This is a genomic window from Curtobacterium sp. RIT-PI-V, from assembly GCF_025642935.1.
Classification (GTDB): Bacteria; Actinomycetota; Actinomycetes; order Actinomycetales; family Microbacteriaceae; genus Curtobacterium.
On record NZ_JANZKM010000001.1, the window covers coordinates 100,847 to 125,560 of the forward strand.

The window sequence follows — 24,714 nt, forward strand, 5'->3', positions numbered from 1 at the left end:
TGCCCCCTGCGCCAACCACTACCATGCAGTGGTTGACGACCGACGACTCTGGAGACACATGGGCCTGCTGGACAACTTCGAGCGAGGGCTGGAGCGCGCCGTGAACGGCGCGTTCGCGAAGACCTTCCGCTCCGGTGTGCAGCCGGTCGAGATCTCCAGCGCCCTGCGCCGTGAGCTCGACACGAAGGCCGCCGTGGTGTCGCGAGAGCGCATCCTGGTGCCGAACGAGTTCACCGTGCGCCTCGCGCCGCCGGACTTCACGCGCATGAACGACGTCGGCCGTCCGCTCATCGACGAACTCACGCAGATGGCCCACCAGCACGCCGTCGCGCAGAACTACTCGTTCTCCGGTCCGGTCACCATCCGGCTGCAGCAGGACGGCACGTTGTCGACGGGCATCCTGCAGATCGACTCCACCACGGTGCAGCGCGACGTCGCGTGGATCGCCGTGCTCGACATCGGCTCGCAGCGGCACCGCCTGCAGCGCGGACGCACCGTGATCGGCCGTGGCAGCGACGCCGACATCACCATCGCGGACACCGGGACGAGCCGGAAGCACGTCGAGGTCCTGTGGGACGGCAAGCACGCCCAGGCCACGGATCTGGGCTCGACGAACGGCTCGAAGCTGAACGGACAGCACTTCCAACAGGCGATCGTGGAGCCGGACTCCACCATCGAGATCGGTCGTACCCGTATGGTGTTCCGGGTGATCCCGGAGAACGACGGAGGTGCTCGATGACCACAGGCCTGACCCTGCTCGTCCTGCGCTTCGCGTTCCTCGCGGTGCTCTGGCTGTTCGTCTTCGTGATCGTCTTCGCCCTGCGCAGTGATCTCTTCGGCCAGCGCGTGCGCACGATCCCCACGGATTCCAAGTCGGCTCCCTCCGGACCGACGACCCCGACGATCCCCGCAGCGGCGGCGCCGGCAGCGGCCTCGGGTGGCGCGTTCACCGACCTGATCGGGCAACCGACCCAGGCGACGCAGTCCGCATCGCCAGCCGCGACCCGCCTCGTGATCACCGAGGGCGCGCGTGAGGGCATGGAGATGCCGCTCGGCGGAGGACCGATCACGATCGGTCGCTCCAGCGAGTCCAACGTCGTGATCCGCGACGACTACACCTCGACCAACCACGCCCGGCTCGACCTGCGCGCCGACGGCTGGCTCCTCACCGACCTCGAGTCCACGAACGGCACCTTCGTCAACGGTCAGAAGGTGAGCGCTCCCCTGATCGTCGCGGAGCGCACGCCGATCACGATCGGGACGACGACGTTCGAGCTGCGGCGGTAACCCGGCATGACCGCTCGCACGTTGAGCGCCGCTGTGTCCCACGTGGGCCGCATCCGCGCGAACAACCAGGACTCCGGCTACGCCGGGGCGCACCTGTTCGCGGTCGCGGACGGCATGGGTGGGCACGCTGGCGGCGACGTCGCCTCGGCGATCGCGATCCGGCGCATCAGGGAGGTGGACCGCGAGTTCCCCTCGGCCCACGACGCCGAGTTCGCGTTGCAGTCGGCCCTGATCGCCGCGAACCAGCTCATCACCGAGACGGTCTTCGAGCACCAGGAACTGACCGGTATGGGCACCACGGTGTCCGCGATGATCCGGGTCGGCGAGCAGATCGCGATCGCGCACATCGGTGACTCGCGCATCTACCGCCACCGTGACGGCGAGCTGCAGCAGATAACGTCGGACCACACCTTCGTGCAGCGCCTGGTCGACAGCGGCCGGATCACCCCGGAGGAAGCCGCGGTCCACCCCCGTCGCTCGGTGCTCATGCGGGTGCTCGGCGACGTCGATGCCGCACCCGAGGTCGACACCGCGATCATGGACATCCAGCCGGGCGACCGCTGGCTGCTGTGCTCCGACGGCCTGTCGTCGTACCTGGCCGAAGAGCGCATCCGGCACGCCCTGGCGTCGAACATGGACGCCAACCAGGTCACGCAGCGCCTGGTCAAGGAGACCCTCGACCACGGCGCCCCCGACAACGTCACCGTCGTCGTCATGGACGTCACCGCGGACGAGGTCGACGACGACGATGACGCGGCCACCACCGTCGGGTCCGCGGCCGCTCCCCTGACCTTCGAGGCGTCGACCGGTCGCAAGCCGATCCGCCTCCCCACGATCCTGCTGCACCCCCTCAAGGTCACCACGGCTCCGGAGGACTCGCACTTCGAGCCCGAGTCCGACCAGTTCTTCGCGGAGCTCATCGCCGAGGACCGCCGACGCCGCATCCGACGTCGGGTCTCGTGGACGGTCGCGCTCGTGGTGGCCGTCGCCGCCCTGGTGGGGGCCGTGTTCCTCGGCTGGCGGATCACCCAGGACCACTACTACGTCGGCACCGACCGCGGCACGGTCGCCATCTACAAGGGCGTGCAGCAGTCGATCGGACCACTGGCGCTGTCGGACGTCTACGAGGACACCGACATCACGGTGTCGATGCTGCCGGACTACACCCGCGAGAACGTCCGCTCGACGATCAACGCGCAGTCGCTCGGTGACGCGCGCGACATCGTCGACCGACTGCGCAAGGCCGCCGAGACCGGGCAGGACCAAGCCGGTACCGGCGGTGACGGCGGATCCACCTCGTCACCCTCGCCGTCGCCGACCCGGTCGTCGACGCCCACGCCGACCCCGACCCGGGGCTCGCGATGAGCAACGCCACCGCCCAGTCGTTCACGCAGGCGATCACGATCAAGCTCCGTGAACCCGCACGTGCTCGGAACCTCGAGCTCGTGCTGCTCGTCATCGCCTGCGGCATCTGCGCCGGCGCGATGGTCCTCGTGCAGCTCGGCACCAAGGGGCGGCTGTTCGACACCTCGGTGCTGTGGGTCGGCGCGGGCATCCTCGGGCTCGGGCTCGTGATGCACGTCGTGCTGCGGGTCGTCGCGAAGAACGCCGACCCCTTCGTCCTGCCGATCGCACTCGTGCTGAACGGCATCGGCATCGCGGAGATCTACCGCATCGACGTCCACAACGGCCTGACCGGCTGGGACGCCATCGGTGTGAAGCAGATCGTCTGGACGATGCTCGCGATGGTCCTGGCGATCACCACGCTGCTGCTGGTGCGGAACCACCGGTTCCTGCAGCGGTACCGCTACATCTTCATGTTCCTGACGATCGCGCTGCTGCTGTTGCCGATCCTGCCCGGCATCGGCCAGAACATCGGTGGCGCACGCGTCTGGATCAAGATCGGGCCGTTCTCCTTCCAGCCCGGTGAGCTCGCGAAGATCACCATGGCCCTGTTCTTCGCCGGCTACCTGGTGACCGCCCGCGACTCCCTGTCGATCGTCGGCAAGAAGTTCCTCGGCATGACGTTCCCGCGCGCCCGTGACCTCGGCCCGATCCTGGTGATGTGGGGCGCCGCGATGGCGGTCCTCGTCTTCCAGCGCGACCTCGGCACGGCGCTGCTGTACTTCGGCCTGTTCCTCGTGATGATCTACGTCGCGACCGCGCGCATCAGCTGGGTCGTCATCGGCCTCGCGCTGTTCGTCGGCGGCGCCCTCGTCGCGCAGAGCGCCCTCGAGTACGTGCACGGCCGGTTCGAGCAGTGGCTCGACCCGTTCAACCAAGAGGTCTTCAGCCGCGACACCCAGGCCAGCTACCAGCTCGTGCAGGGGCTCTTCGGCTTCGCGAACGGCGGCATCACCGGCACCGGCCTCGGCCAGGGGCGCCCGTACATCACACCGGTCGCCAACGCGGACTACATCATCGCCTCGCTCGGTGAAGAACTCGGCCTGATCGGCGTCTTCGCGATCCTGGCGCTGTTCATCGTGCTGGCCTCGCGCGGCATCCGCGTCGGGTTCATGGCGCAGGACGACTTCGGCAAGCTGCTCGGCGTCGGCTTCGGCTTCGTGATCGCCCTGCAGGTGTTCGTCGTCGTCGGCGGCATCACCCGCGTGATCCCGGTGACCGGCCTGACCACACCGTTCATGGCCGCGGGTGGTTCCTCGCTCATCGCCAACTGGATCATCGCCGCGATGCTGCTGCGACTCACCGATTCCATCCCCGCCGAACAACGCGTCCAGCAGGGCGCGATCCCCGCCGCGAGCGGGCGGTCTGCGCGCGCGACCAGGAAGGAGCGTCGTCGATGAACCGACAGCTCCGCGGTGTCTCGACCGTCATCGTGCTCATGTTCGTCGCACTCTTCGTGTCGACGACGTCCATCCAGTTCTTCTCGGCGGACTCCCTCCGCGCCGACTCCCGCAATTCACGCACCATCTTGGACAGTTACTCGACCAAGCGCGGTGCGATCCTGGTCGGCGGCAGCCCGATCGCCGAGTCGACCCCGGTGGACGACCAGTACGAGTACCAGCGCAAGTACACCAACGGCGAGCTGTACTCCGCCGTCACCGGGTACTTCACCATCGGCCAGGGCAACACCGGCATCGAGAGCGCGGAGAACACCGTGCTGTCCGGCAACTCGGACGCCTCGTTCTTCCAGAACCTCAACTCGATCCTCACCGGCCAGGACGTCCAGGGCGACAACGTCAACCTGACGATCGACCCCGCCGTGCAGCAGGCCGCGTACGAAGCCCTCGGCACGAACAGCGGCGCCGTCGTCGCCATCCAGCCGAAGACCGGCAAGATCCTCGCGATGGTCTCGAAGCCGAGCTACGACCCGAACACCCTCACCTCGCACGACACCGCGAAGGTCAAGGAGCAGTACGACGCCCTGCTCGGCGCCTCGTCGTCCCCGCTGCAGAACCGCGCGATCGGCGGCGACCTGTACACGCCCGGATCCGTCTTCAAGCTGGTCGTGGCATCCGCGGCGCTCGAGGGCGGCAAGTACAACCTCGACTCGACGTTCCCGAACCCGTCGCGCCTGCAGCTCCCCGGCACGAGCTCGTACATCAACAACGCCGAGGGCGGCACGTGCGGCGGCGGCGACAAGGTCAAGCTCCGCACGGCCATCCAGTACTCGTGCAACATCCCGTTCGCCGAGCTCGGACAGAAGCTCGGGTACGACGCGATCAAGAGCATGGCCGACAAGTACGGCTTCGGTGACGCCATCGAGGTCCCGATGTCCGCGACCGCCAGCCAGTACCCCGAGGTCGACTCCACCGCGCAGCTCATGCTCAGCGCCTTCGGCCAGGCGAGCGTCCGGGTGTCCCCGCTGCAGATGGCCATGGTGTCGGCCGGCATCGCGAACGGCGGCAAGGTCATGCAGCCCTCGCTCGTCGACTCGATCACCACGAGCGACCTGAAGACGGTCGAGTCCTTCTCCCCGAAGCAGTACAGTGATCCGCTGTCCTCCTCCGAGTCCGCTGACCTCACCGAGGCCATGCAGAGCGTCGTGAACGCCGGGACCGGAACGAATGCCAAGATCGACGGTGTCGACGTCGCAGGGAAGACGGGCACGGCCGAGGGCGGAACAGGCGATCCCTACACGCTCTGGTTCACCGGGTTCGCGCCCGCGAAGGACCCGGAGGTCGCCGTGGCGGTCGTCGTCGGAGACGGCGGCGGGCTCGGTCAGTCGGGAGTCGGCAACACGGTCGCGGCCCCGGTCGCGAAGAAAGTCATGGAGGCGGTGCTGAACAAATGAGACCCACCAGCGGACTCACCTTCGGTGGGCGGTACCAGCTCTCGTCCCGGGTCGCCATCGGCGGCATGGGAGAGGTGTGGCAGGCCACCGACCTCGTCATCGGCCGAACCGTCGCACTCAAGATCCTCAAGGACGAGTACCTCGGCGATCCCGGGTTCCTCGAGCGCTTCCGCGCCGAGGCCCGGCACGCTGCGCTCGTCAACCACGAGGGCATCGCCAACGTCTTCGACTACGGCGAAGAGGACGGCAGCGCCTACCTCGTGATGGAGCTCGTCCCCGGCGAAGCGCTGTCGACCATGATCGAGCGCGAGCACACGCTGCCCGTCGACAAGGTCCTGGACATCGTCGCGCAGACCGCGAACGCCCTGCAGGCCGCACACGCGGTCGGCCTGGTGCACCGTGACATCAAGCCCGGCAACCTGCTCATCACGCCGGATGGCCGGGTCAAGATCACCGACTTCGGCATCGCGCGCATCGCCGACCAGGTCCCGCTCACCGCGACCGGGCAGGTCATGGGCACCGTGCAGTACCTCTCGCCCGAGCAGGCGAGCGGGCATCCGGCGTCGCCGTCGACCGACATCTACTCGCTCGGCATCGTCGCGTACGAGGCCCTCGCAGGTCGTCGTCCCTTCACGGGCGAGTCGCAGGTCGCGATCGCGATGGCGCACATCAACGAGCAGCCGCCGGCGTTGCCCGGGGACATCCCCGAGCCCGTCGCCGCCCTCGTGATCTCGTGCATCGCGAAGAAGCCCGCCGACCGTCCCGCCACCGCCGCCAACCTGGCGCGCGCCGCGCAGGCGCTCCGCCGTGGTGACGTCGCAGCGGCCACCGTCGCCGTCCCCGCCATCGCGCAGGGCGGCACCGTCGCGTTCAACCCGCCGCAGGGTCAGGGCAACGACGCCGCCACGGCACTGCTCGGCACCCAGTCCGGCGCGGCAGCCGCGGGCGCCGGCGGACCCGGCGCACCGGTGTCCCCGGCGGACGACGCGGCCGAGGAACCGAAGAAGAAGCGCGCCTGGATCTGGTGGGTCGTGGGTGTCGTCGTGGTGCTCGCGATCGCCGCCGTCATCGGCGCGTTCGCGCTGAACGGGTCCCCCGATCCGAGTCCGTCGCCGTCCAGGTCCGTCTCGAAGAGCCCCCGCCCCTCGCAGACGCCGACCCCGACTCCGACGCCCTCGCCCACCGAGACCCGCGTCACGCTGAGCAACGACGAGTACGTCGGCATGTCCACCGCCGAGGCCGAGTCACAGCTCCAGAACCTCGGCTTCCAGACGGCGGTCGAGGACGGCGACGCCGCACCGAACGCCGACCAGGCGAACACGGTGCAGTCGATCACGCCGACGGGCAGCGTCCTGCAGGGCTCGCTGGTGACCATCCGGCAGTACACGACGCCGCCGTCGGTGGCCAAGCCCGCCGCGGCGAAGGCCGGCACCGTGTCGTCCGACGGCTCGGTCCTGTTCAGCTGGCAGGCGTCCGAGTGCCCCGTCGGGTACACGGTCTCGACGTACACCTGGGTCGCGAAGAACGGCAAGGACGCGTCCGGTGCGACCTCGGGCACGATCTCGTCGACGGCGGTGACCATCCAGGCAGACGCCGTGGACACCCCGGTCACCTTCGTGTACTCGGTCACGTGCGGCTCCAACGGCAACACCCTGCCGAAGTCGCCCGGCTCGGACGCTGCGACGGCGACCTGGACCGCGGACGAGACGGATCCGGGCGACACCACGGACCCCACCGACGGGACCAACCCCACCGAGACCCCGATGGACGGCAACTGAACGACCCCCGGACGGGGACTGTCGACACCGTTCGGTAACGGTTCGGTCGACCCCTCGCTGACCAGCGTCTCACCAGGTGGTGCTGCCGTACACTAGCCCGGACGGACAGACGGAGGAGTACGTGCCAGAAGGTGTGACCGCGGGGATCACCCTCCTCGCCAACCGTTACGAGATCGGTGATGTCATCGGCCGAGGCGGCATGGCAACCGTGCACCTCGGCAACGACACCCGTCTCGGTCGCAAGGTCGCGGTGAAGCTCCTGAAGCCGAGCCTGGCCAACGACCCGGCGTTCCGCACCCGGTTCCGGCAGGAAGCCCAGGCCGCTGCACGCATGGCCCACCCGACGGTCGTCCGGGTGTACGACGCCGGCGAGGAGACCGTGACCGAGACCTCGGGCGCCGAGGTGCAGGTCCCCTTCATCGTGATGGAGTACGTCGAGGGCCGTCCGCTCTCCGACATCATCGCCGAGGGTGCCGTCGCTCCGGCCGAGGCCGTCCGCATCACCGAGGGCATCCTCACCGCGCTCGAATACTCGCACCGCGCCGGCGTCGTGCACCGCGACATCAAGCCCGCCAACGTCATGGTCACGCACAACGGCCAGGTCAAGGTCATGGACTTCGGCATCGCCCGCGCCATCACCGACACCTCCGCCACGGTCGCGCAGACCACGTCGATCCTCGGTACTGCGTCGTACTTCTCGCCGGAGCAGGCCCGCGGCGAGACCGTCGACGCCCGCACGGACATCTACTCCACCGGTGTCGTGCTGTTCGAGCTCCTCACCGGCCGTGCGCCCTTCCTCGGCGACACCCCGGTGGCAGTGGCCTACCAGCACGTCAGCGAACAGCCCGTCGCCCCGTCCTCGATCACGCCCGAGGTCTCTCCGGCACTCGACGCCGTGACCCTGCACGCCCTGGTCAAGGACCGCACGCGCCGCTTCCAGAACGCCGCCGAGTTCCGCTCGGACCTGCAGCAAGCCGCTTCGGGCCGGGTTCCGGCGTCCACCAAGAAGATCCAGCAGAACGCGGCGAACGACGCCTCGACGGTGCTGTTCGGGGTCGACCCGCGCACCACGTCGAACCCCGCCGCGGCCTTCCGTGAGCTCGACGACGACACCGCCGAGCACCGCCCGCAGCGCACCCAGAACCGTCCACCGGTGGCGTGGATCTGGGTCGGCATCCTGCTGACGGTGGCGGTCATCGTCGGGGTCGTGTTCTTCGTCGCCAACCTGCAGCCGGGCAAGCCGCCGGTCTCGTCGTCCGTGAGCGTGCCGAACGTGACCGGGTCGACCTACAGCGCAGCGGTCAGCGCCCTCGAGAAGAAGGACCTCACACCGGTCAAGGTCGAGGAGAACTCCGACGACGTCGACAAGGGCATGGTCATCCGCACCGACCCGGGCTCCGGGATCAACGTGGGCCGGAAGTCCAACGTCGACGTGGTCGTGTCCCTCGGCCCCCAGCGGCTCCCGGTCCCCGAGTTGAACGGGCAGTCCCAGGCAGCCGCGCAGCAGACGCTGGAAGACGCCGGCTTCCGCGTCGGCGCGATCAGTTCCGACTACTCGTCCGACCTGCCAGAGGGCACCGTGATGAGTTCCGACCCCGAGTCCGGTTCGCTCCACACCAAGGGCATCGTGATCAACCTGACGGTCTCCAACGGCAAGGTGCAGCTGCCGAACGTCACGAACCAGCAGTTCGCCGATGCCAAGGCGTCGCTCGAGCAGCTCGGTCTCACCGTGACACCGTCACCGTCGGACTCGTGCACGGGTGGCCTCGTCACGCAGCAGGACACCCCCCAGGGCGACGTCGCCCAGGGAAGCGCGGTCGCCCTGACCTACTGCGCCGCGTCGAGCCAGCCGACCAAGGCCCCGTCCTCCGACGACGGGAACGACAAGGGTGACAACGGGGACAACGGCGGCGACAACGGCGACGGTCGCTGAACGTCCCGATCCGGAACGACGCCACTGCGGCCGTCGAGCCGGCCACACGGACACGCGTGCGGCCTGACGGACCGGTGACGGGCCTCCCGTCGGCACGCTGACGGCCAGGAGGCCCGGCGCCTCCCCGCCACGCGTCCGTGCGCCCGTCGGGTCGTCTCGTCCACTGCTCCAGGTGCGTCGCCGCGAGACACCGCCGGCCGCGCCCTCCTGACGCGTCAGGCGCGGTGCGTCGCGATGAGCGGGCCGAGCCCGTCGGCGCGCTCGGCAGCACCGGACAGGCCGGTGGTCTCGAGCCAGTTGCCGACCATGCGGTAGCCGCCCTCGGTCAGGACCGACTCGGGGTGGAACTGCACGCCGTAGAGGGGGTGGTCGCGGTGCTGGACGCCCATGATGACGCCACCGCCGGTCCGGGCCGTCACGGTCAGTTCGTCGGGGACCGTACCGTCGACGATCGCGAGGGAGTGGTACCGCGTCGCCGTGAAGGGGTGCGGGACTCCGGCGAAGAGCGTGCTGTCGTCGTGGTCGACCTGCGAGGTCTTGCCGTGCATGAGCTCGTCGGCGTGCGTGACCGTGGCGCCGAGGGCTTCTGCGATCGCCTGGTGGCCGAGGCACACCCCGAGCAGCGGGGTGCCGGACGCGATCGCCGAGTGCACCGTCGGGATCGAGACCCCGGCGTCGGCCGGGGTGCCCGGGCCGGGCGACAGCAGCACGCCGTCGTAGTCGGCGATGCGGTCGGCGATCTCCGACTCGGGGAAGGCGTCGTTGCGCACCACGTCCGTGTCGGCCCCGAGCTGCTGGACGTACCCGTTCAGCGTGTAGACGAAGCTGTCGTAGTTGTCGACGACGAGGATCCTGGTCATGGCGGTTCACCGTACTCGTGGGGGATGTGTGCAGCGGTCTGCGGGCCGATCCACACACGTGGTCACGGTAGGATACCGGCCATGGCCAGTGACAAGGACCGCACCAAGCCCGCCCGGACGACCCGAGCCGACTCGGTCGACACCGCGGGGGACGCCCCGAACCCGGTGTGGTTCAAGCCGGTCATGTTCGGCTTCATGATCATCGGCCTCGTCTGGGTGATCGTCTTCTACATCTCGAACGCGACCCTGCCGGTGCCGAGCCTCGGCTCGTGGAACATCCTGGTCGGCTTCGGCATCATGTTCATCGGCTTCCTCATGACCACCCGCTGGCGCTGATCCGCAGCCTCGAGACACTCCGACGCCCGTCGCACCACTTGGTGCGGCGGGCGTTGTCGTTCTCCACAGGACTTGCTGCCGCTGATCCCCAGATCATCGAGGATCCGGCCGGTTCTCCACACTTCTCCACACTCTCCACATCGTCATCCACACCCCGACCCCGGAGTTATCCACAGCCGAGTCCACAATGGGGATAATCACACGCGTGTAACTCACTGGTTTCTCCACACCTGTGGATAACTCGGCAGACGCCTTGTGGACGAGGACTTGTCGAGCCCGGGTCGCGCCACGAGGGGACGGTGGGACGACGAACGCCCCGCCGCGGATGCGACGGGGCGTTCGGTGACGTGTGTCCGGATCGGGTCAGCTGATGGTGACCGCGTACCCGACTGCGGTGAGGACGATGCCCACCAGCGCAGAGGCGACGAGCAGGCCGATCTGCAGCGGCCGCTGCCGGATGTTCCGGGTCTTGGCGAACACGAAGCCCACCAAGAAGCCGCCGATGATCCCGCCGACGTGCGCCTGCCACGAGATGTTCGTCCCCGGGAGGAACCCGACGACCAGGTTGAGGCCCATGATCACGAGGAGCTGTACGGCGTTCTGCCCGAGGCTCCGCTGCAGCACGAAGAACGCCGCGAAGAGCCCGAAGATCGCACCGGACGCCCCGACCACCCAGGTACCGGGGGCGAGGAACGTGACGAGCATCGAACCGAAGATCCCGGTGATGAAGTACAGCGCCACGAATCGCCAGGCACCGAGCATGTTCTCGAGCATCCGGCCGAAGATCCACAGCGCCCACATGTTGAACAGGATGTGGAGGATGCCCGAGTGGACGAAGAGCACGGTCACGACCCGCCACGGCTGCGTGGGCAGCAGCAGCGAGTTGTAGGCGAGCAGGCTGGTGAAGAAGCCCCCACTGACCTGGTCGAGCAGCCAGACGGCGACCGTGATCGCCACGATGACGACCGTCGCCTTCTGGTCGAGCATCGCGAAACGCCGCCGCGCGACCGTCAGCCCGCTGGGGGCTCCGGACGCACGGCGGTTCGCGGCGAACTGCGCGCGCTGTTCACGCACGCACTCCGGGCAGTGCACCCCGACTGCCGCCGGCGTCTGGCACTCCGGGCAGATCGTCCGCCCACAGCGCTGGCAGAGCACGAAGCTCTGCCGGTCCGGATGCCGGTAGCAGGTGTTGTTCGGGTTGTACGCCTGGTCGGTCACGTGAGGATCAGACGCCTTCGACGTCGATGCTCTGGATGACCACGTCCTCGACGGGCTTGTCACGGCCGTCGGTGGGGACACCCTCGATGGCGTCGACGACGGCACGCGACTCGTCGTCGGCGACCTCACCGAAGATGGTGTGCTTGCCCTGCAGCCACGGCGTCGCCACCGTGGTGATGAAGAACTGCGAGCCGTTGGTGCCACGGCCACCCTGGATGCCGGCGTTGGCCATGGCGAAGATGTAGGGGTTCTGGAACGTGAGCTCGGGGGAGATCTCGTCGTCGAAGCGGTACCCCGGGCCACCGATGCCCTGGCCGAGCGGGTCACCGCCCTGGATCATGAAGTCCTTGATGATGCGGTGGAACACGACGCCGTCGTAGAGCTTGTCGGTGGAGACCTTGCCCGTACCCGGGTGGGTCCACTCCTGCTTGCCCGTGGCGAGGTCGACAAAGTTCTTGACGGTCTTCGGTGCGTGGTTGCCGAACAGGTTGACGCGGATGTCGCCCTTGTTGGTGTGGATCGTTGCGACAGCGGTGTGCAGAGACATGTTCCGATTCTCGCATGCACCGGCTGCGTACGGACCGGACCCACAGGTGAGGCTCCGTGACCTGTCAGGGACTCTGGTGGCAGGATGGGGTCACGCCGATCCGATGGAGGTACCAGATGACGACGATCGAGATCCCGCGCAAGCGTCGGAAGCAGATCAAGAAGCTCAAGGGCCAGACCGCCTCGCTCCTCGGAGAGCAGCGCAAGGTCCTCGAGCACGCGAACGCGATCCTGGCGGAAGCCCGGTCGAACGCAGCCGACGCAGCCCGTAAGGACATCGCCCCTCGTGTGCAGAACGCGATCGACAACGGGATCCGTCCCGCGGTCGCGACCGGGGTCCACGCTGCGACGTCCGCAGCACAGAACGCTTCGCACAAGTTCCAGTCCGAGGTCATCCCCGGACTGGTGTCGACCGCCGGCTCCGTGCTGAGCGTGACCGACCTCGCGAAGGACCCCCGGGTGAAGAAGATCGTGAAGAACGCCCAGAAGAAGGGCAAGAAGGCCAAGAAGGCTGCTGTGAAGTACGTGCCGTCACAGCAGAAGAAGGGCATCGGCTTCGGTGGTGTCGCACTCATCATCGTCGGCGTCGTCGCCGTTGCTGGTGCTGCGTACGCCGCGTACCAGACGCTCCGCGCCGACGACGACCTGTGGGTTGCCGACGACGCTGACACGGCGGAGAAGCCTGCCGCCTGACCTCCACGGTTCGTACGAAGGGCCCCGGCACTCCGCCGGGGCCCTTCGTCGTTCCGGGCGCGGCGCTGCGAGGACGCGCTCGTGTTCCCGGGTCCGGCGCTGCGAAGACACGCCCGTCGGCCGGCGCCGAGGACGCGCCCGTCGCCGAGGTTCCACAACACGCCGCCCGTTGCCCGCCGAGGTTCCACGGAAGGCCTCAGGAGCGCTCGAGATCCCAAGATCTCGGAACATCGGCGCACCCGCACCCGCCCGACCCGAGCACGCACGACGACGCGCCGCAGGGGCGGCGGCGCGGATGAGCAGAGAACGAAGCCCCTGGGCAGACGACGAAGTCGTCAACCAGGGGCTTCCGCGAGTGGAGCCTGGGAGAATCGAACTCCCGACATCCTGCTTGCAAAGCAGGCGCTCTACCAACTGAGCTAAGGCCCCGAGTGCCACCGAGGTGATCGGCGGCGGGATGGAATTGTCGTGTGTTCCGAAGAACTGGTGGGGCTACAAGGACTTGAACCTTGGACCTCTTCGTTATCAGCGAAGCGCTCTAACCGCCTGAGCTATAGCCCCTCAGACCGGATGAAAGCCTACCCCACGGATCTCGCAGAACGAAATCGAGCGATCAGCTCACCCGGCCCGGGTGTGTCAGTTGTTCGTGAAGCCGACGAGCAAGCCGCCGGTGATGCGGACACTGAGGTTGTAGAGGACGCTCACGATGGCGCCGAGCACGGTGCCGACGACCACGTTGAGGATGCCCACGACGATGGAGAACCCGAGCACCTGACCCAGTGAGAACTGGTCCATGATCGAGTAACTGTTCTGACCGGTGACATCCTTCAACAAGGCGTCCACCTGCGTGAACACGCCCGTCTGGTTGAGGATGACCCACACCAGCGCCGTGGCGACCACGAGCACGATGCTGCCGGCCAGGGCGATGAGGAAGCTGAGCTTCACCATCGACCAGAAGTCGACGTAGACCAGCCGCAGCCGCACTTGGCGGGTGCCGACGGGTCGCTTCGCCTTCTTCTGGAGCTTCTCGGCGACACTACTCATTGCTTGACTGGTCCTCTCCGGCCTCGTCCGCGACGGGCTCGGTGTCGATGGGATCAGTGGAGTCCGGGGCCGCTTCGGAAGGGCTGACCGTCTCCACCGGGCCCGCTGGCTCGATCTCGGCGTCGTCCTGGTCGACCAGGTTCCGCTCGGTGTTCTGGGCCACTGCGATGATCTTGTCGTTCGCCGCGAACCTGGCGAAGACGACACCCATGGTGTCGCGACCCTTGGCAGGGACCTCGGCCACGGCAGACCTTACCACCTTGCCCGATTGCAGCACGACGAGCACTTCGTCGTCCTCACCGACGATGAGAGCACCCACAAGGTCGCCTCGGTCGGTCGCCAACTTCGCCACCTTGATGCCGAGACCACCGCGTCCCTGGATGCGGTACTGGTCGACGGCGGTGCGCTTGGCGTACCCGCCCTCGGTCATCACCCAGACGAAACCGTCGTCCGCCACCACGCGTGCGGCCAGGAGCGAGTCGCCGTCGCGGAAGGACATGCCCTTCACACCCGAGGTCGACCGACCCATCGGCCGCAGGGTGTCGTTCGTCGCGGTGAACCGGAGCGACATGCCCTGTCGGGAGACGAGCAGCAGGTCGTCGTGCTCGTCGACGAGCAGCGCCTGGCGGAGCTTGTCGCCGTCGCGCAGGTTGATCGCGATGATGCCACCGGTGCGGTTGGTGTCGTACTCGGTGAGCGCGGTCTTCTTCACCAGCCCGTGCTCGGTCGCGAGGACGAGGTACTGCGCGACCTCGTAGTCACGGATGTCGAGCACCTGCTGGATCTGCTCGTCCGGCTGCATCGCGAGCAGGTTCGCCACGTGCTGGCCCTTGGCGTCGCGGCCGGCTTCCTGCAGCTCGTACGCCTTGGCACGGTAGACCCGGCCCTGGTCGGTCAGGAAGAGCAGCCAGTGGTGCGTCGTCGTGACGAAGAAGTGCTCGACGATGTCGTCCGCACGGAGCTGGGCGCCACGGACACCCCTGCCGCCGCGGTGCTGCGAGCGGTACTGGTCGCTGCGCGTGCGCTTGACGTACCCGCCGCGGGTGATGGTGACGACCATCTCCTCTTCGGGGATGAGGTCTTCCATCGACATGTCGCCGTCGTAACCGAGCATGATCTCGGTGCGGCGGTCGTCGCCGAAGCGGTCGACGATCTCCTCGAGCTCGTCGCGGATGATCGTGCGCTGCCGGGTCTCCGACGCCAGGATGTCCTGGAAGTCGGCGATCTTGCGCTCGAGCTCTTCGGCCTCGTCGTGGATCTTCTGTCGCTCGAGGGCGGCCAGTCGACGGAGCTGGAGCTCGAGGATCGCGCGTGCCTGGATCTCGTCGACGGACAGCAGGTCCATCAGGCCGGACCGGGCCTCTTCGACGTCGGGCGACCGACGGATGAGCGCGATGACCTCGTCGAGGGCGTCGAGCGCTGCGAGGTAGCCGCGCAGGATGTGCGCGCGCTTCTCGGCCTCGCGCAGGCGGAACTGGGTGCGGCGGACGATGACGTCGACCTGGTGCGCGACCCACGCCGAGATGAACCCGTCGAGCGGCAGGGTGCGAGGGACACCGTCGACGATCGCGAGCATGTTCGCGCCGAAGTTCTCCTGCAGCTGCGTGTGCTTGTACAGGTTGTTCAGCACGACCTTGGCCACGGCGTCGCGCTTGAGCACGATCACCAGGCGCTGGCCGGTGCGACCCGAGGTCTCGTCGCGGATGTCCGCGACGCCGGCGAGCTTGCCGTCCTTGACCAGGTCGGCGATCTTGATCGCGAGGTTGTCCGGGTTGACCTGGTACGGCAGCTCGGTGACCACGAGGCAGGTGCGACCCTGGATCTCCTCGACGTTGACGACGGCACGCATCGTGATCGAACCACGACCGGTGAGGTAGGCGTCCTGGATGCCCTTGGTGCCCAGGATCTGCGCACCGGTCGGGAAGTCCGGCCCCTTGATGCGCTGCATGAGCGCGGCGAGGAGCTCTTCGCGCGTCGCCTCGGGGTTGTCGAGGGCCCACTTCGCTCCCTCGGCGACCTCGCGCAGGTTGTGCGGCGGGATGTTCGTCGCCATGCCGACGGCGATGCCGACGGAGCCGTTGACCAGCAGGTTCGGGAACCGGGCCGGCAGGATCGCGGGCTCCTGCGTGCGACCGTCGTAGTTGTCCTGGAAGTCGACGGTGTCCTCGTCGATGTCCCGGACCATCTCCATGGCGAGCGGCGCCATCTTGGTCTCGGTGTACCGCGGCGCTGCTGCACCGTCGTTGCCCGGCGAGCCGAAGTTGCCCTGACCGAGGGCGAGCGGGTACCGGAGCGACCACGGCTGCACCAGTCGGACGAGCGCGTCGTAGATCGCCGAGTCGCCGTGCGGGTGGAACTGCCCCATGACGTCACCGACGACGCGGGAGCACTTCGAGAACGCGCGGTCCGGGCGGTAGCCGCCGTCGAACATCGCGTAGATCACGCGACGGTGCACCGGCTTCAGGCCGTCGCGGACCTCGGGCAGCGCACGGCCGACGATGACCGACATCGCGTAGTCGAGGTAGGAACGCTGCATCTCGAGCTGCAGGTCGACCTGCGAGATGCGGTCACCGGAGACGACGATGTCCCCGCTGTCGCCGTGGACGATCTCGGGCTGCTCGTCGGGGGCGTTCTCGTTGTCGTCAGCCATTGGCTTGCGTTACCTTTCTGACGGCCGGGAGGCCGTGGTGACGTTCGTCGCGGTGGACGCGACCACAGGTGGTCCGGACCAGAGCGCGCGGCTGGCACCGCGCCTCCAGGCCAGGGTCTAGATGTCCAAGAAGCGGACGTCCTTCGCGTTCTGCTGGATGAACTGGCGACGTGCGTCGACGTCTTCACCCATCAGCGTCGAGAAGGTGCTGTCCACTGCGGCCGCGTCCTCGAGCGTGACCTGCAGGAGCGTGCGGGTGTCCGGGTTCATCGTGGTGTCCCAGAGCTCCTTGTAGTCCATCTCGCCGAGGCCCTTGTAGCGCTGGATGCCGTTGTCCTTCGGGATCCGCTTGCCGGCGGCGATGCCCGACTGCATCAGGGCGTCGCGCTCCCGGTCGCTGAACACGTACTCGTGTGCGGCGTTCGACCACTTCAGCCGGTACAGCGGCGGCTGCGCGAGGTACACGTAGCCGCGCTCGATGAGCGGACGCATGTAGCGGAACAGCAGGGTCAGCAGCAGCGTGGTGATGTGCTGGCCGTCGACGTCGGCATCGGCCATCAGCACGATCTTGTGGTACCGGGCCTTGTCCGGGTCGAAGTCCTCACCGATGCCGGCGCCGAACGCCGTGATCATCGACTGGATCTCCTGGTTGGCGAGCGCCCGGTCGAGGCGTGCCTTCTCGACGTTCAGGATCTTGCCGCGCAGGGGCAGGATCGCCTGGGTCATCGGGTTGCGACCCTGCACGGCGGAACCGCCGGCGGAGTCGCCCTCGACCATGAAGATCTCCGACAGGGTCGGGTCCTTGGACTGGCAGTCCTTCAGCTTGCCGGGCATGCCACCCGACTCGAGCAGCCCCTTGCGGCGCGTGGTCTCGCGGGCCTTGCGGGCGGCGAGTCGCGCCTGCGACGCCTGGATCGCCTTGCGGACGACATCGCGGGCCTGGGTCGGGTTGCTCTCGAACCAGTGCGTGAGCTCGGCGCCGACGACACGCTGCACGAAGCCCTTCGCCTCGGTGTTGCCGAGCTTCGTCTTCGTCTGGCCCTCGAACTGCGGTTCGCCGAGCTTCACGGAGATGACGGCCGTCAGCCCTTCACGGATGTCGTCACCCGTCAGGTTGTCGTCCTTCTCCTTGATGATCTTCGTCTCGCGCGCGTACTTGTTCACCAGGTACGTGAGCGCCGCGCGGAAGCCCTCTTCGTGGGTGCCGCCCTCGTGCGTGTTGATCGTGTTCGCGAAGGTGTGGACGCTCTCCTGGTACGAGGTGTTCCACTGCATCGCGACCTCGAGCGCGATCTTGCGCTCGGTGTCCTCGGACTCGAAGCCGATGACGTCCGGGTGGACGAGGTCGGCCTTCTTCTGCGCGTTGATGTACTCGACGTAGTCGGCGAGACCGCGCTCGTACATGAAGGAGTCGTTCCGCGCCTCTTCCCCGTCTTCCGGGGTGCGCTCGTCGCGCAGGTTGATCCGCAGGCCCTTGTTGAGGAAGGCCATCTGCTGGAACCGGGTGCGCAGGGTCTCGTAGTCGAAGACGACGGTCTCGAAGATCTCGGCGTTCGGCCAGAAGGTGATCGTGGTGCCGTGCTCGTCGGACGGTTCGTCCTTGGTCAGCGGTGCGACGGGGACGCCGTCGGTGTAGCTCTGGCGCCAGACGTGGCCCTGCTGTCGGACCTCGACGTCGAGCTCGGAGCTCAGCGCGTTCACGACGGAGGAACCGACACCGTGCAGACCACCGGACACCGCGTACGCGCCGCCGCCGAACTTGCCGCCGGCGTGCAGGACGGTCAGGACGACCTGGACGGTCGAGACGCCCTCGGCCGCGTGGATGCCGACCGGGATGCCACGGCCGTTGTCGACCACGCGGACGCCGCCGTCTTCACGGATGGTGACGTCGATGGTGTCGCAGTACCCGGCGAGGGCTTCGTCGACGGAGTTGTCGACGATCTCCTGGACCAGGTGGTGCAGACCGCGGGGCCCCGTCGAACCGATGTACATACCGGGACGCTTGCGGACCGCCTCGAGCCCCTCGAGCACCTGAATCTGGTCTGCTCCGTAGGACGGTTCGCTCTGCGGGGTCTCCGCGTCGAGCGGGTTCTGCGGGTCGTCTTCAGATTCTGATGCCATGTCGAGCGTGCTCCTGCCTGCGCGCGGAACGCCCGCGCACTGCACCTCCCAGTCTACCGCAGAGGCCCCTCTTTCGAGGGCTCATCCGGCCCACAGGCGGGCTTTTTTGGCACCACAGGATGATTTCGTCGGCTCAACCGTAGGTGTCGCGAGGACCGCGCCCCTGGACCGTCCTGGGGCCGCGTTTCCAGGTGGGGACGTCCGGCCCCGAAACCCGGATCGACTCGACCCCGGCTTCCGGGTGCCGCTCGGCGATGGTCGTCGTGACGCTGGCACGCATGAGTCGGAGCTGTGTCGCCCAGGCCGTCGAGTCGCACCGGATGACCAGCGCACCGTCGTCGATGGTGACCGGGGTGGAGTGCTTGGCGAGTTCTTCACCGACGACGCTCGGCCAGTCCACGAACAGCTCCGAGCGGGCCAGGGGTTCGGTCCACCCGAGCTCGTTGGCCAGCGATCCGACGACGTCGCCGAGCCCTCGGGGTTCACGGCCTCGGCCGTAGGGGACGGTGTCGGCGTCGAACTCGCGGGAGCGCCGCCGGCGGGCGTCGACCCCGCGCTTCGACGGGTCGCCGAAGACGGCTCGGAGGTGTCGGTACAGTCGCGACGGCTCCGTCGGCTTCCACGGGCGGGGCATCAGGCGTCGGCTTCCGGCGGGATTGCGTCGGTGTCGTCCGTGTCGTCCGTCGCGTCGGTCGCATCGGTCGCGTCGGTCGCGTCGGTCGCGTCGGTCGCGTCGGTCGCGTCGGTCGCGTCGGTCGCGTCGGTCGCGTCCGTGGTCGACCTGGAGGCCCGGCTCGCGTCCGCCTCGTCGGTCACGATCGTGCCCCCCTCGATCCGCACCGTGTGCGCGGCCAGCTGCGCGGGCACGTCCCCGAACACCGCTGCCGTGATGAGCACCTGCTCGTAGTCGGCCACGGCGTTCCCGAGGCGTTCCCGCCGGGATTCGTCGAGCTCGGCGAACACGTCGTCGAGGATGATGATCGGGTCGCCGAGGTTGGACTCCGCCCGCAGGATCGACGCGCTCGCCAGCTGGATCGCCAGCGCGAAGGACCACGACTCGCCGTGACTGGCGTACCCGCGGGCAGGTAACCCGTTGAGCTGGAACAAGACGTCGTCCCGGTGCGGCCCGACGAGGGTCAGCCCGCGGTCGAGCTCGTCGCGACGACGCCGCTCGAGGGCAGCTGCGAACGCCTCTGCCGCAGCGGTCATGCTCACCGGCTCGTCGGGGGTGCCGAGGACGGGGTCCGTCGCAGCCGCGGCCTCCGGGTCACCGCCACGGATCGAGAGCACACCGGCGATCGAGGCATCGTGGTCCTCGCCGGCGACGGTGGCGTACGCCTCGGCGACGAACGGTGCGAGCCGGCGGGTCAGGTGGTCGCGCGCGGCGACGATCTCGGCACCGAGTCCGACCAGGCGGTCGTCCCAGACGTCGAGCGTCGACAGCGCGTTCGCCTTGGCGCCGGTGGCACGGGCCGACTTGAGCAGGGTGTTCCGCTGGCGGAGCGTGCGGTCGTAGTCGGCCAGGACCCCCTGCATCCGCGGTGCGATCTGGCCGAGCAGTTCGTCGAGCATGCGGCGGCGACCGGCCGGCTCGCCACGGACCAGGGCGAGGTCCTCGGGAGCGAAGAGGACGGAGGTGCAGTAGCGCGGGAGTTCACGGGGCTTGATCGCCGACCGGTTCACCTGCGCACGGTTCGCCCCGGTGCGGTTGATCTGCACCTCGGCGAGGATGCTGCGGTCCTCGTGCGCCAGGCGGGCGCGGACGATCGCGGCGTCGCAACCCTGGCGGACGAGCGCGGCATCCGTCGGGACCCGGTGGGACCCGAGCGTCGACAGGTAGCCGATCGCCTCGACCAGGTTGGTCTTGCCCTGCCCGTTCCGCCCGACGAACAGGTTCGGCCCGCGTGCGAGGTCGACGTCCGCCTCCCGGTAGTTCCGGAAGTCGGTGAGTTGGAGATGGTCGACGTGCACGCGGGCCGAGTCCGGGTTTCCCCGGGTGGTCCTAGGACTTCTTGACGGCGTGACCGCCGAACTGGTTGCGGAGCGCCGCGACGGCCTTCATCGTCGGGGACGCGCTGCCCTGACGCGAGACGAAGCGCGCGAAGATCGACGCCGACAGCGCCGGCATCGGAACGGCGAGCTCGATGCCCTCTTCCAGCGTCCAGCGACCCTCGCCCGAGTCCTCGACGTAGCCCTCGAGCTCGTCGAGCTTCGGGTCTTCGTTCAGGGCCAGGACCATGAGGTCGAGCAGCCAGGAACGGACGACCGTCCCGCGCTGCCACCCGGCGAACACGGCGGGGACGTCGGTGATCAGGTCCTTGGCCTCGAGGAGCTCGTAGCCCTCGCCGTAGGCCTGCATGATCGCGTACTCGATGCCGTTGTGGACCATCTTGGCGTAGTGACCCGCGCCGATCGGGCCGGCGTGCGAGAAGCCCTCTTCGCGCGGGCCCTCGGGGCGCAGTGCGTCGAAGACCGGCATGGCGAACTCGACGTCCTTGACGTCACCGCCGACCATGAGGCCGTAGCCGTTGTCCTTGCCCCACACGCCACCGGAGACACCGGCGTCCATGTAACGGATGCCGCGCGCACCGAGCTGCTCGGCGTGCGTGGTGTCGTCGAGCCACTTCGAGTTGCCACCGTCGATGACGAGGTCGCCCTCGTTCAGGACGCCGGCGAGCTCGGTGATGACGTCGTCGGTGATCTTGCCGTGCGGCACCATCACCCAGACGAGTCGCTGACCCTCGGGCAGGGCGCCCGCCAGGTCTGCGAGGCTCGCGACGTCGGAGACGGCGGGGTTCGCGTCGTAACCGGTGACCTCGATCCCTGCGTTGCGGAGACGGGCACGCATGTTGTTGCCCATGCGACCAAGGCCGACAAGACCGATGTGCATGATTTCCTCTTCTGTTTCGTCGTCGCGCTGAGTCCGCAGGTGGTGCGTCAGCGCAGTGTTCCTGTTGCGCCTATCGCAGCAGCAGGTTGGGCTGCAGCAGGTACCGGTATCCATCGGTCGCGGCAGCCTCTTGCGAAGTCTGGCCGGTGATCAGCACCGGGCCCGGCTTGTTGGGGTTCTCCGTCTTGGTGAAGGAGATGCGGACGAACTCGGAGTGCACCGCGTTCAGTCCGTCGAGGAGGAAGGCGGGCTTCAGCGAGACCACCGTTTCCTCTCCGGTCAGCAACGCACTGATCGACTCTGACGCCTGCGCTTGTTCGGATCCGATCGCCTCGAGCGTGAGCCCGTCGACCGTGAAGGAGAACCGGAGCGCTGCTTCGCGCTCCAGGACGAGTGAGACCCGTCGGACGGCTTCGACCAGCTCGGCGGTGTTGATCACCGCGTGGTCGTTGACGTTCTCGGGGAAGAGCCGGCGGACCGGCGGGTAGTTGCCCTTGATGAGCAGGGAGGTCACCGTCTTGTCGTCGGCGTGGAACGCGATGAGCTCACGGTCCGAGTTGCCGCTGATCGAGACCGAGACGGTGGACGCCGACCCGAAGGTGCGACCGACCTCCTGCAGGGTGCGGGCGGGGACGAGCGCGTGCAACGGGTCCGAGCCGACGCGGCCGGAGTCCCACGCGATGGTGCGGACGGCCACGCGGTACCGGTCCGTGGCGATGAGCGACAGGTCGTTGTCACCGACCTCGAGCTGGACACCGGTGATGACGGGGGTGACGTCGTCGCGGCTCGCGGCGACGGCGACCTGCGAGACGGCCTCGGAGAAGGCGTCGCCGGGGATGACACCGGTCTGCGGACCGATCTCGGGCAGCGTCGGGTACTCCTCGACCGGCATGGACAGCAGCGTGAAGTGCGCCGATCCGCAGGAGACCGAGATCTTGGAGTCCTCGGTCGTGAAGGTCACCGGAGCGTTCGGCAGTCGGCTCGCGATGTCGTTCAGCAGGCGACCACTGACCAGGACCGTGCCCGGGTCGTCGATCTGCGCCGAGATGGACGTCTGCGCGGAGACCTCGTAGTCGAACGACGAGAGCGTCAGACGATCGCCGTCGGCGTGGATCAGGACGCCCGACAGGATCGGGAGGGTCGTGCGCTGTGGGAGGAGTTTCACCGCGAAGGAGACGGCTTCGGAGAAGACGTCCCGGTTGACCTCGAACTTCACAGCTGGAACCCCTGTCGATCGGCTTGGACTGTCCGGCCGCCCCATTCTGGCACAGGCGGACGTGGGCCGGATTTCTTGTCATGCCGCCGTCCACAAGGTTGTCCCGCGGAGATGGATCGTTAACCAGGAGTAATGGTGTTAACGCCTGTGCACACTGTGGATAACCCTGTGCATGCCGGTCGGCCGTACGGAACTACACGGTTGTGACTTGTGGGCGGTCTGTGGGCGACGTCGGGATGAATGAATCTCATCTATCCACTTCCATCCCCAGTTTCCACAGGAGGCCCCCTCGCTGTGAACAACCGGGCGGCGTGTCCTCCACAGTTATCCACAGGCTATCCACACTGTGAGAACTCCGGCCCATGGAACCGTCTCAGATGGTGGATGCGCCCGGAGGCGTACCGATCTCAGCGGTAGCGGCGGTCCTGCTTGATGCGGCTCGTGAGCTCGGTGACCTGGTTGTAGATCGACCGCCGCTCCTTCATGAGCTCGGTGATCTTCTTGTTCGCGTACATGACCGTGGTGTGGTCGCGGTTGCCGAACAGCTGCCCGATCTTCGGGAGCGACAGGCTCGTGAGCTCGCGGCACAGGTACATCGCGATCTGCCGGGCGGTGGCGATCGCCTGCGAGCGGGACGAGCCGTACAGGTCGTCGACGGAGAGCTTGAAGTACTCCGCGGTGTGGTTGATGATGTCCGTCGGCGCGACGACGTTGTCCTCGTCGAGGGTGATCAGGTCCTTGAGGACGGTCTGCACCAGGGCCATGTCGACGGCCGTCCGGTTCAGGCTCGCGAACGCCGTGACGCGGATGAGCGTCCCCTCGAGCTCGCGGATGTTGCTCGACACCTTCGAGGCCATGAACTCGAGGATGTCGTCCGGCACCTGCAGGTGGTCGGACTGCGCCTTCTTGCGCAGGATCGCGATGCGCGTCTCGAGCTCGGGCGCCTGGACGTCGGTGATCAGACCCCACTCGAAGCGGGAGCGCATGCGGTCCTCGAAGCCGGTCAGGTGCTTCGGTGCGACGTCGGACGTGATGACGACCTGCTTGTTGTGGTCGTGCAGCGTGTTGAACGTGTGGAAGAAGGCCTCCTGCGTGGAGTCCTTCCCCTGCAGGAACTGGATGTCGTCGATCAGCAGGATGTCGATGTCGCGGTAGCGCTGCTGGAACTGGTTCGAGCGGTTGTTCGCGATCGAGTTGATGAAGTCGTTGGTGAACTCCTCACTCGACACGTACCGGACGCGGATCCCCGGGTAGAGGCTCTCGGCGTAGTGCCCGATGGCGTGGAGCAGGTGGGTCTTGCCCAGACCGGAGTCGCCGTAGATGAAGAGCGGGTTGTAGGCCTTCGCCGGAGCCTCGGCCACCGCGACCGCTGCGGCGTGGGCGAAGCGGTTCGACGAGCCGATGACGAAGTTGTCGAAGTTGTACTTCGGGTTGAGCCGCGACTCCGGCCGGCCGCTCGTGCCCGGGGAGTCGATCTGGCTCGGCACGAAGGGTGCCTCGATGTACTGGCGGGGTGCAGCGCTCTGCTCCACCGCTTCCTGGACGGGCTCGGCGTACTCCGGCACGTTCGGGTCGACGCGCGGCTCGGACGCCATGTCGGGGTTCACCGTGATGGCGAAGTTCGCGACCGAGTCGTCACCGATGCGGGCGACGGCCTCGGTGATCGGGATGCGGATCCGCTGCTCGAGCATGCCGCGGGTCAGGTCGTTGGGGACCTCGAGGTACAGGGTGCCGGCGAGGACGCCCTTCGGTTCGACCAGGTTGAGGAACCCGTGGAGCTGCGGCGTGATGCGGGGGTCTTCGCTGAGGATTCCGAGTACGGATGACCAGAGGTCCTCGACGGGGTCGGCCGGCATCGTCATGTCGCGCTCGTCTCCAGGTGTGTGT

20 protein-coding genes and 2 tRNA genes are annotated in these 24,714 nt (G+C 67.8%); 9 read left to right on the forward strand and 13 right to left on the reverse strand.

Annotation, left to right across the window (positions count from 1 at the left end):
• The first annotated feature begins 58 nt into the window (after positions 1-58).
• From OGL88_RS00500 to pknB, 7 genes are all read left to right on the forward strand, one after another.
• Entirely contained in the window at positions 59-739 is a 681-nt protein-coding gene (locus OGL88_RS00500; protein WP_123292929.1) for an FhaA domain-containing protein, read from the forward strand.
• On the forward strand, positions 736-1,287 hold the full coding sequence (locus tag OGL88_RS00505) for an FHA domain-containing protein FhaB/FipA (protein ID WP_263054938.1): 552 nt from the start codon (positions 736-738) through the stop codon (positions 1,285-1,287). Before OGL88_RS00500 ends, OGL88_RS00505 begins: the two co-directional genes overlap by 4 nt.
• Positions 1,288-1,293: 6 nt before the next feature.
• Positions 1,294-2,652: a Stp1/IreP family PP2C-type Ser/Thr phosphatase gene (locus OGL88_RS00510; protein ID WP_159572928.1), complete on the forward strand. Its 1,359-nt coding sequence runs from the start codon at positions 1,294-1,296 to the stop codon at positions 2,650-2,652.
• Positions 2,649-4,091 carry an FtsW/RodA/SpoVE family cell cycle protein gene (locus tag OGL88_RS00515; protein ID WP_263054939.1) on the forward strand — a complete coding sequence of 481 codons (1,443 nt, stop codon included), beginning with the start codon at positions 2,649-2,651 and terminating at the stop codon, positions 4,089-4,091. The genes OGL88_RS00510 and OGL88_RS00515 overlap by 4 nt, the downstream gene beginning before the upstream one ends.
• The gene (locus OGL88_RS00520) at positions 4,088-5,542 is read left to right on the forward strand and encodes a peptidoglycan D,D-transpeptidase FtsI family protein (protein ID WP_263054940.1); all 1,455 of its coding nucleotides are present in this window, start codon (positions 4,088-4,090) and stop codon (positions 5,540-5,542) included. The genes OGL88_RS00515 and OGL88_RS00520 overlap by 4 nt, the downstream gene beginning before the upstream one ends.
• Positions 5,539-7,320, forward strand: a complete 1,782-nt coding sequence (locus tag OGL88_RS00525) for a serine/threonine-protein kinase (protein ID WP_263054941.1) — start codon at positions 5,539-5,541, stop codon at positions 7,318-7,320. Before OGL88_RS00520 ends, OGL88_RS00525 begins: the two co-directional genes overlap by 4 nt.
• Before the next feature lie 133 nt (positions 7,321-7,453).
• Positions 7,454-9,253: a Stk1 family PASTA domain-containing Ser/Thr kinase gene (pknB, locus tag OGL88_RS00530; protein WP_263089378.1), complete on the forward strand. Its 1,800-nt coding sequence runs from the start codon at positions 7,454-7,456 to the stop codon at positions 9,251-9,253.
• A 215-nt stretch (positions 9,254-9,468) separates the two neighbouring features.
• Here pknB and OGL88_RS00535 read toward each other — a convergent pair whose 3' ends face one another.
• Positions 9,469-10,113: an anthranilate synthase component II gene (locus OGL88_RS00535; protein ID WP_263054943.1), complete on the reverse strand. Its 645-nt coding sequence runs from the start codon at positions 10,111-10,113 to the stop codon at positions 9,469-9,471.
• An 81-nt stretch (positions 10,114-10,194) separates the two neighbouring features.
• Here OGL88_RS00535 and OGL88_RS00540 point away from each other — a divergent pair, with 81 nt between their 5' ends.
• Positions 10,195-10,449 (forward strand): cell division protein CrgA, encoded by a 255-nt coding sequence (locus OGL88_RS00540; RefSeq protein WP_263054944.1) that lies wholly within the window; start codon positions 10,195-10,197, stop codon positions 10,447-10,449.
• Positions 10,450-10,812: 363 nt separating this feature from the next.
• Here the strand turns inward: OGL88_RS00540 and OGL88_RS00545 are convergent, their stop codons facing one another.
• Together OGL88_RS00545 and OGL88_RS00550 are read right to left on the reverse strand one after the other, a co-directional pair.
• A complete protein-coding gene (locus OGL88_RS00545; protein ID WP_263054945.1) occupies positions 10,813-11,667 on the reverse strand; it encodes a rhomboid family intramembrane serine protease in 855 nt (284 codons plus the stop codon).
• Positions 11,668-11,674: 7 nt separating this feature from the next.
• Positions 11,675-12,214: a peptidylprolyl isomerase gene (locus tag OGL88_RS00550; RefSeq protein ID WP_111083688.1), complete on the reverse strand. Its 540-nt coding sequence runs from the start codon at positions 12,212-12,214 to the stop codon at positions 11,675-11,677.
• A gap of 116 nt (positions 12,215-12,330) precedes the next feature.
• Between OGL88_RS00550 and OGL88_RS00555 the strand changes: the two genes are divergently transcribed.
• Entirely contained in the window at positions 12,331-12,906 is a 576-nt protein-coding gene (locus tag OGL88_RS00555) for a hypothetical protein (RefSeq protein ID WP_111083687.1), read from the forward strand.
• A gap of 356 nt (positions 12,907-13,262) precedes the next feature.
• On the opposite strand, the gene OGL88_RS00560 is transcribed toward OGL88_RS00555, so the two are convergent.
• The 10 genes from OGL88_RS00560 to dnaA all read right to left on the reverse strand — a co-directional run bounded on the left by OGL88_RS00560 (position 13,263) and on the right by dnaA (position 24,689).
• Positions 13,263-13,335: transfer RNA gene (locus OGL88_RS00560), tRNA-Ala, on the reverse strand.
• A gap of 55 nt (positions 13,336-13,390) precedes the next feature.
• Positions 13,391-13,467: transfer RNA gene (locus tag OGL88_RS00565), tRNA-Ile, on the reverse strand.
• A 75-nt stretch (positions 13,468-13,542) separates the two neighbouring features.
• Positions 13,543-13,950, reverse strand: a complete 408-nt coding sequence (locus OGL88_RS00570) for a DUF3566 domain-containing protein (protein ID WP_263054946.1) — start codon at positions 13,948-13,950, stop codon at positions 13,543-13,545.
• Positions 13,943-16,600 (reverse strand): DNA gyrase subunit A, encoded by a 2,658-nt coding sequence (gene gyrA / locus OGL88_RS00575; RefSeq protein WP_216834274.1) that lies wholly within the window; start codon positions 16,598-16,600, stop codon positions 13,943-13,945. Before gyrA ends, OGL88_RS00570 begins: the two co-directional genes overlap by 8 nt.
• A 117-nt stretch (positions 16,601-16,717) precedes the next feature.
• Positions 16,718-18,721: a DNA topoisomerase (ATP-hydrolyzing) subunit B gene (gyrB, locus tag OGL88_RS00580; RefSeq protein ID WP_131845069.1), complete on the reverse strand. Its 2,004-nt coding sequence runs from the start codon at positions 18,719-18,721 to the stop codon at positions 16,718-16,720.
• Between the two features lie 133 nt (positions 18,722-18,854).
• Entirely contained in the window at positions 18,855-19,355 is a 501-nt protein-coding gene (locus OGL88_RS00585; protein ID WP_111083686.1) for a DUF721 domain-containing protein, read from the reverse strand.
• Positions 19,355-20,692, reverse strand: a complete 1,338-nt coding sequence (gene recF / locus OGL88_RS00590; RefSeq protein ID WP_263054947.1) for a DNA replication/repair protein RecF — start codon at positions 20,690-20,692, stop codon at positions 19,355-19,357. The genes OGL88_RS00585 and recF overlap by 1 nt, the downstream gene beginning before the upstream one ends.
• A 31-nt stretch (positions 20,693-20,723) precedes the next feature.
• Complete coding sequence (gene gnd / locus OGL88_RS00595) at positions 20,724-21,611, reverse strand: phosphogluconate dehydrogenase (NAD(+)-dependent, decarboxylating) (protein ID WP_123292939.1); 888 nt, start codon at positions 21,609-21,611, stop codon at positions 20,724-20,726.
• A gap of 70 nt (positions 21,612-21,681) precedes the next feature.
• Positions 21,682-22,827, reverse strand: a complete 1,146-nt coding sequence (gene dnaN, locus OGL88_RS00600; protein WP_111083683.1) for a DNA polymerase III subunit beta — start codon at positions 22,825-22,827, stop codon at positions 21,682-21,684.
• Between the two features lie 407 nt (positions 22,828-23,234).
• A complete protein-coding gene (gene dnaA / locus OGL88_RS00605) occupies positions 23,235-24,689 on the reverse strand; it encodes a chromosomal replication initiator protein DnaA (protein ID WP_111083682.1) in 1,455 nt (484 codons plus the stop codon).
• Positions 24,690-24,714 lie beyond the last annotated feature (25 nt).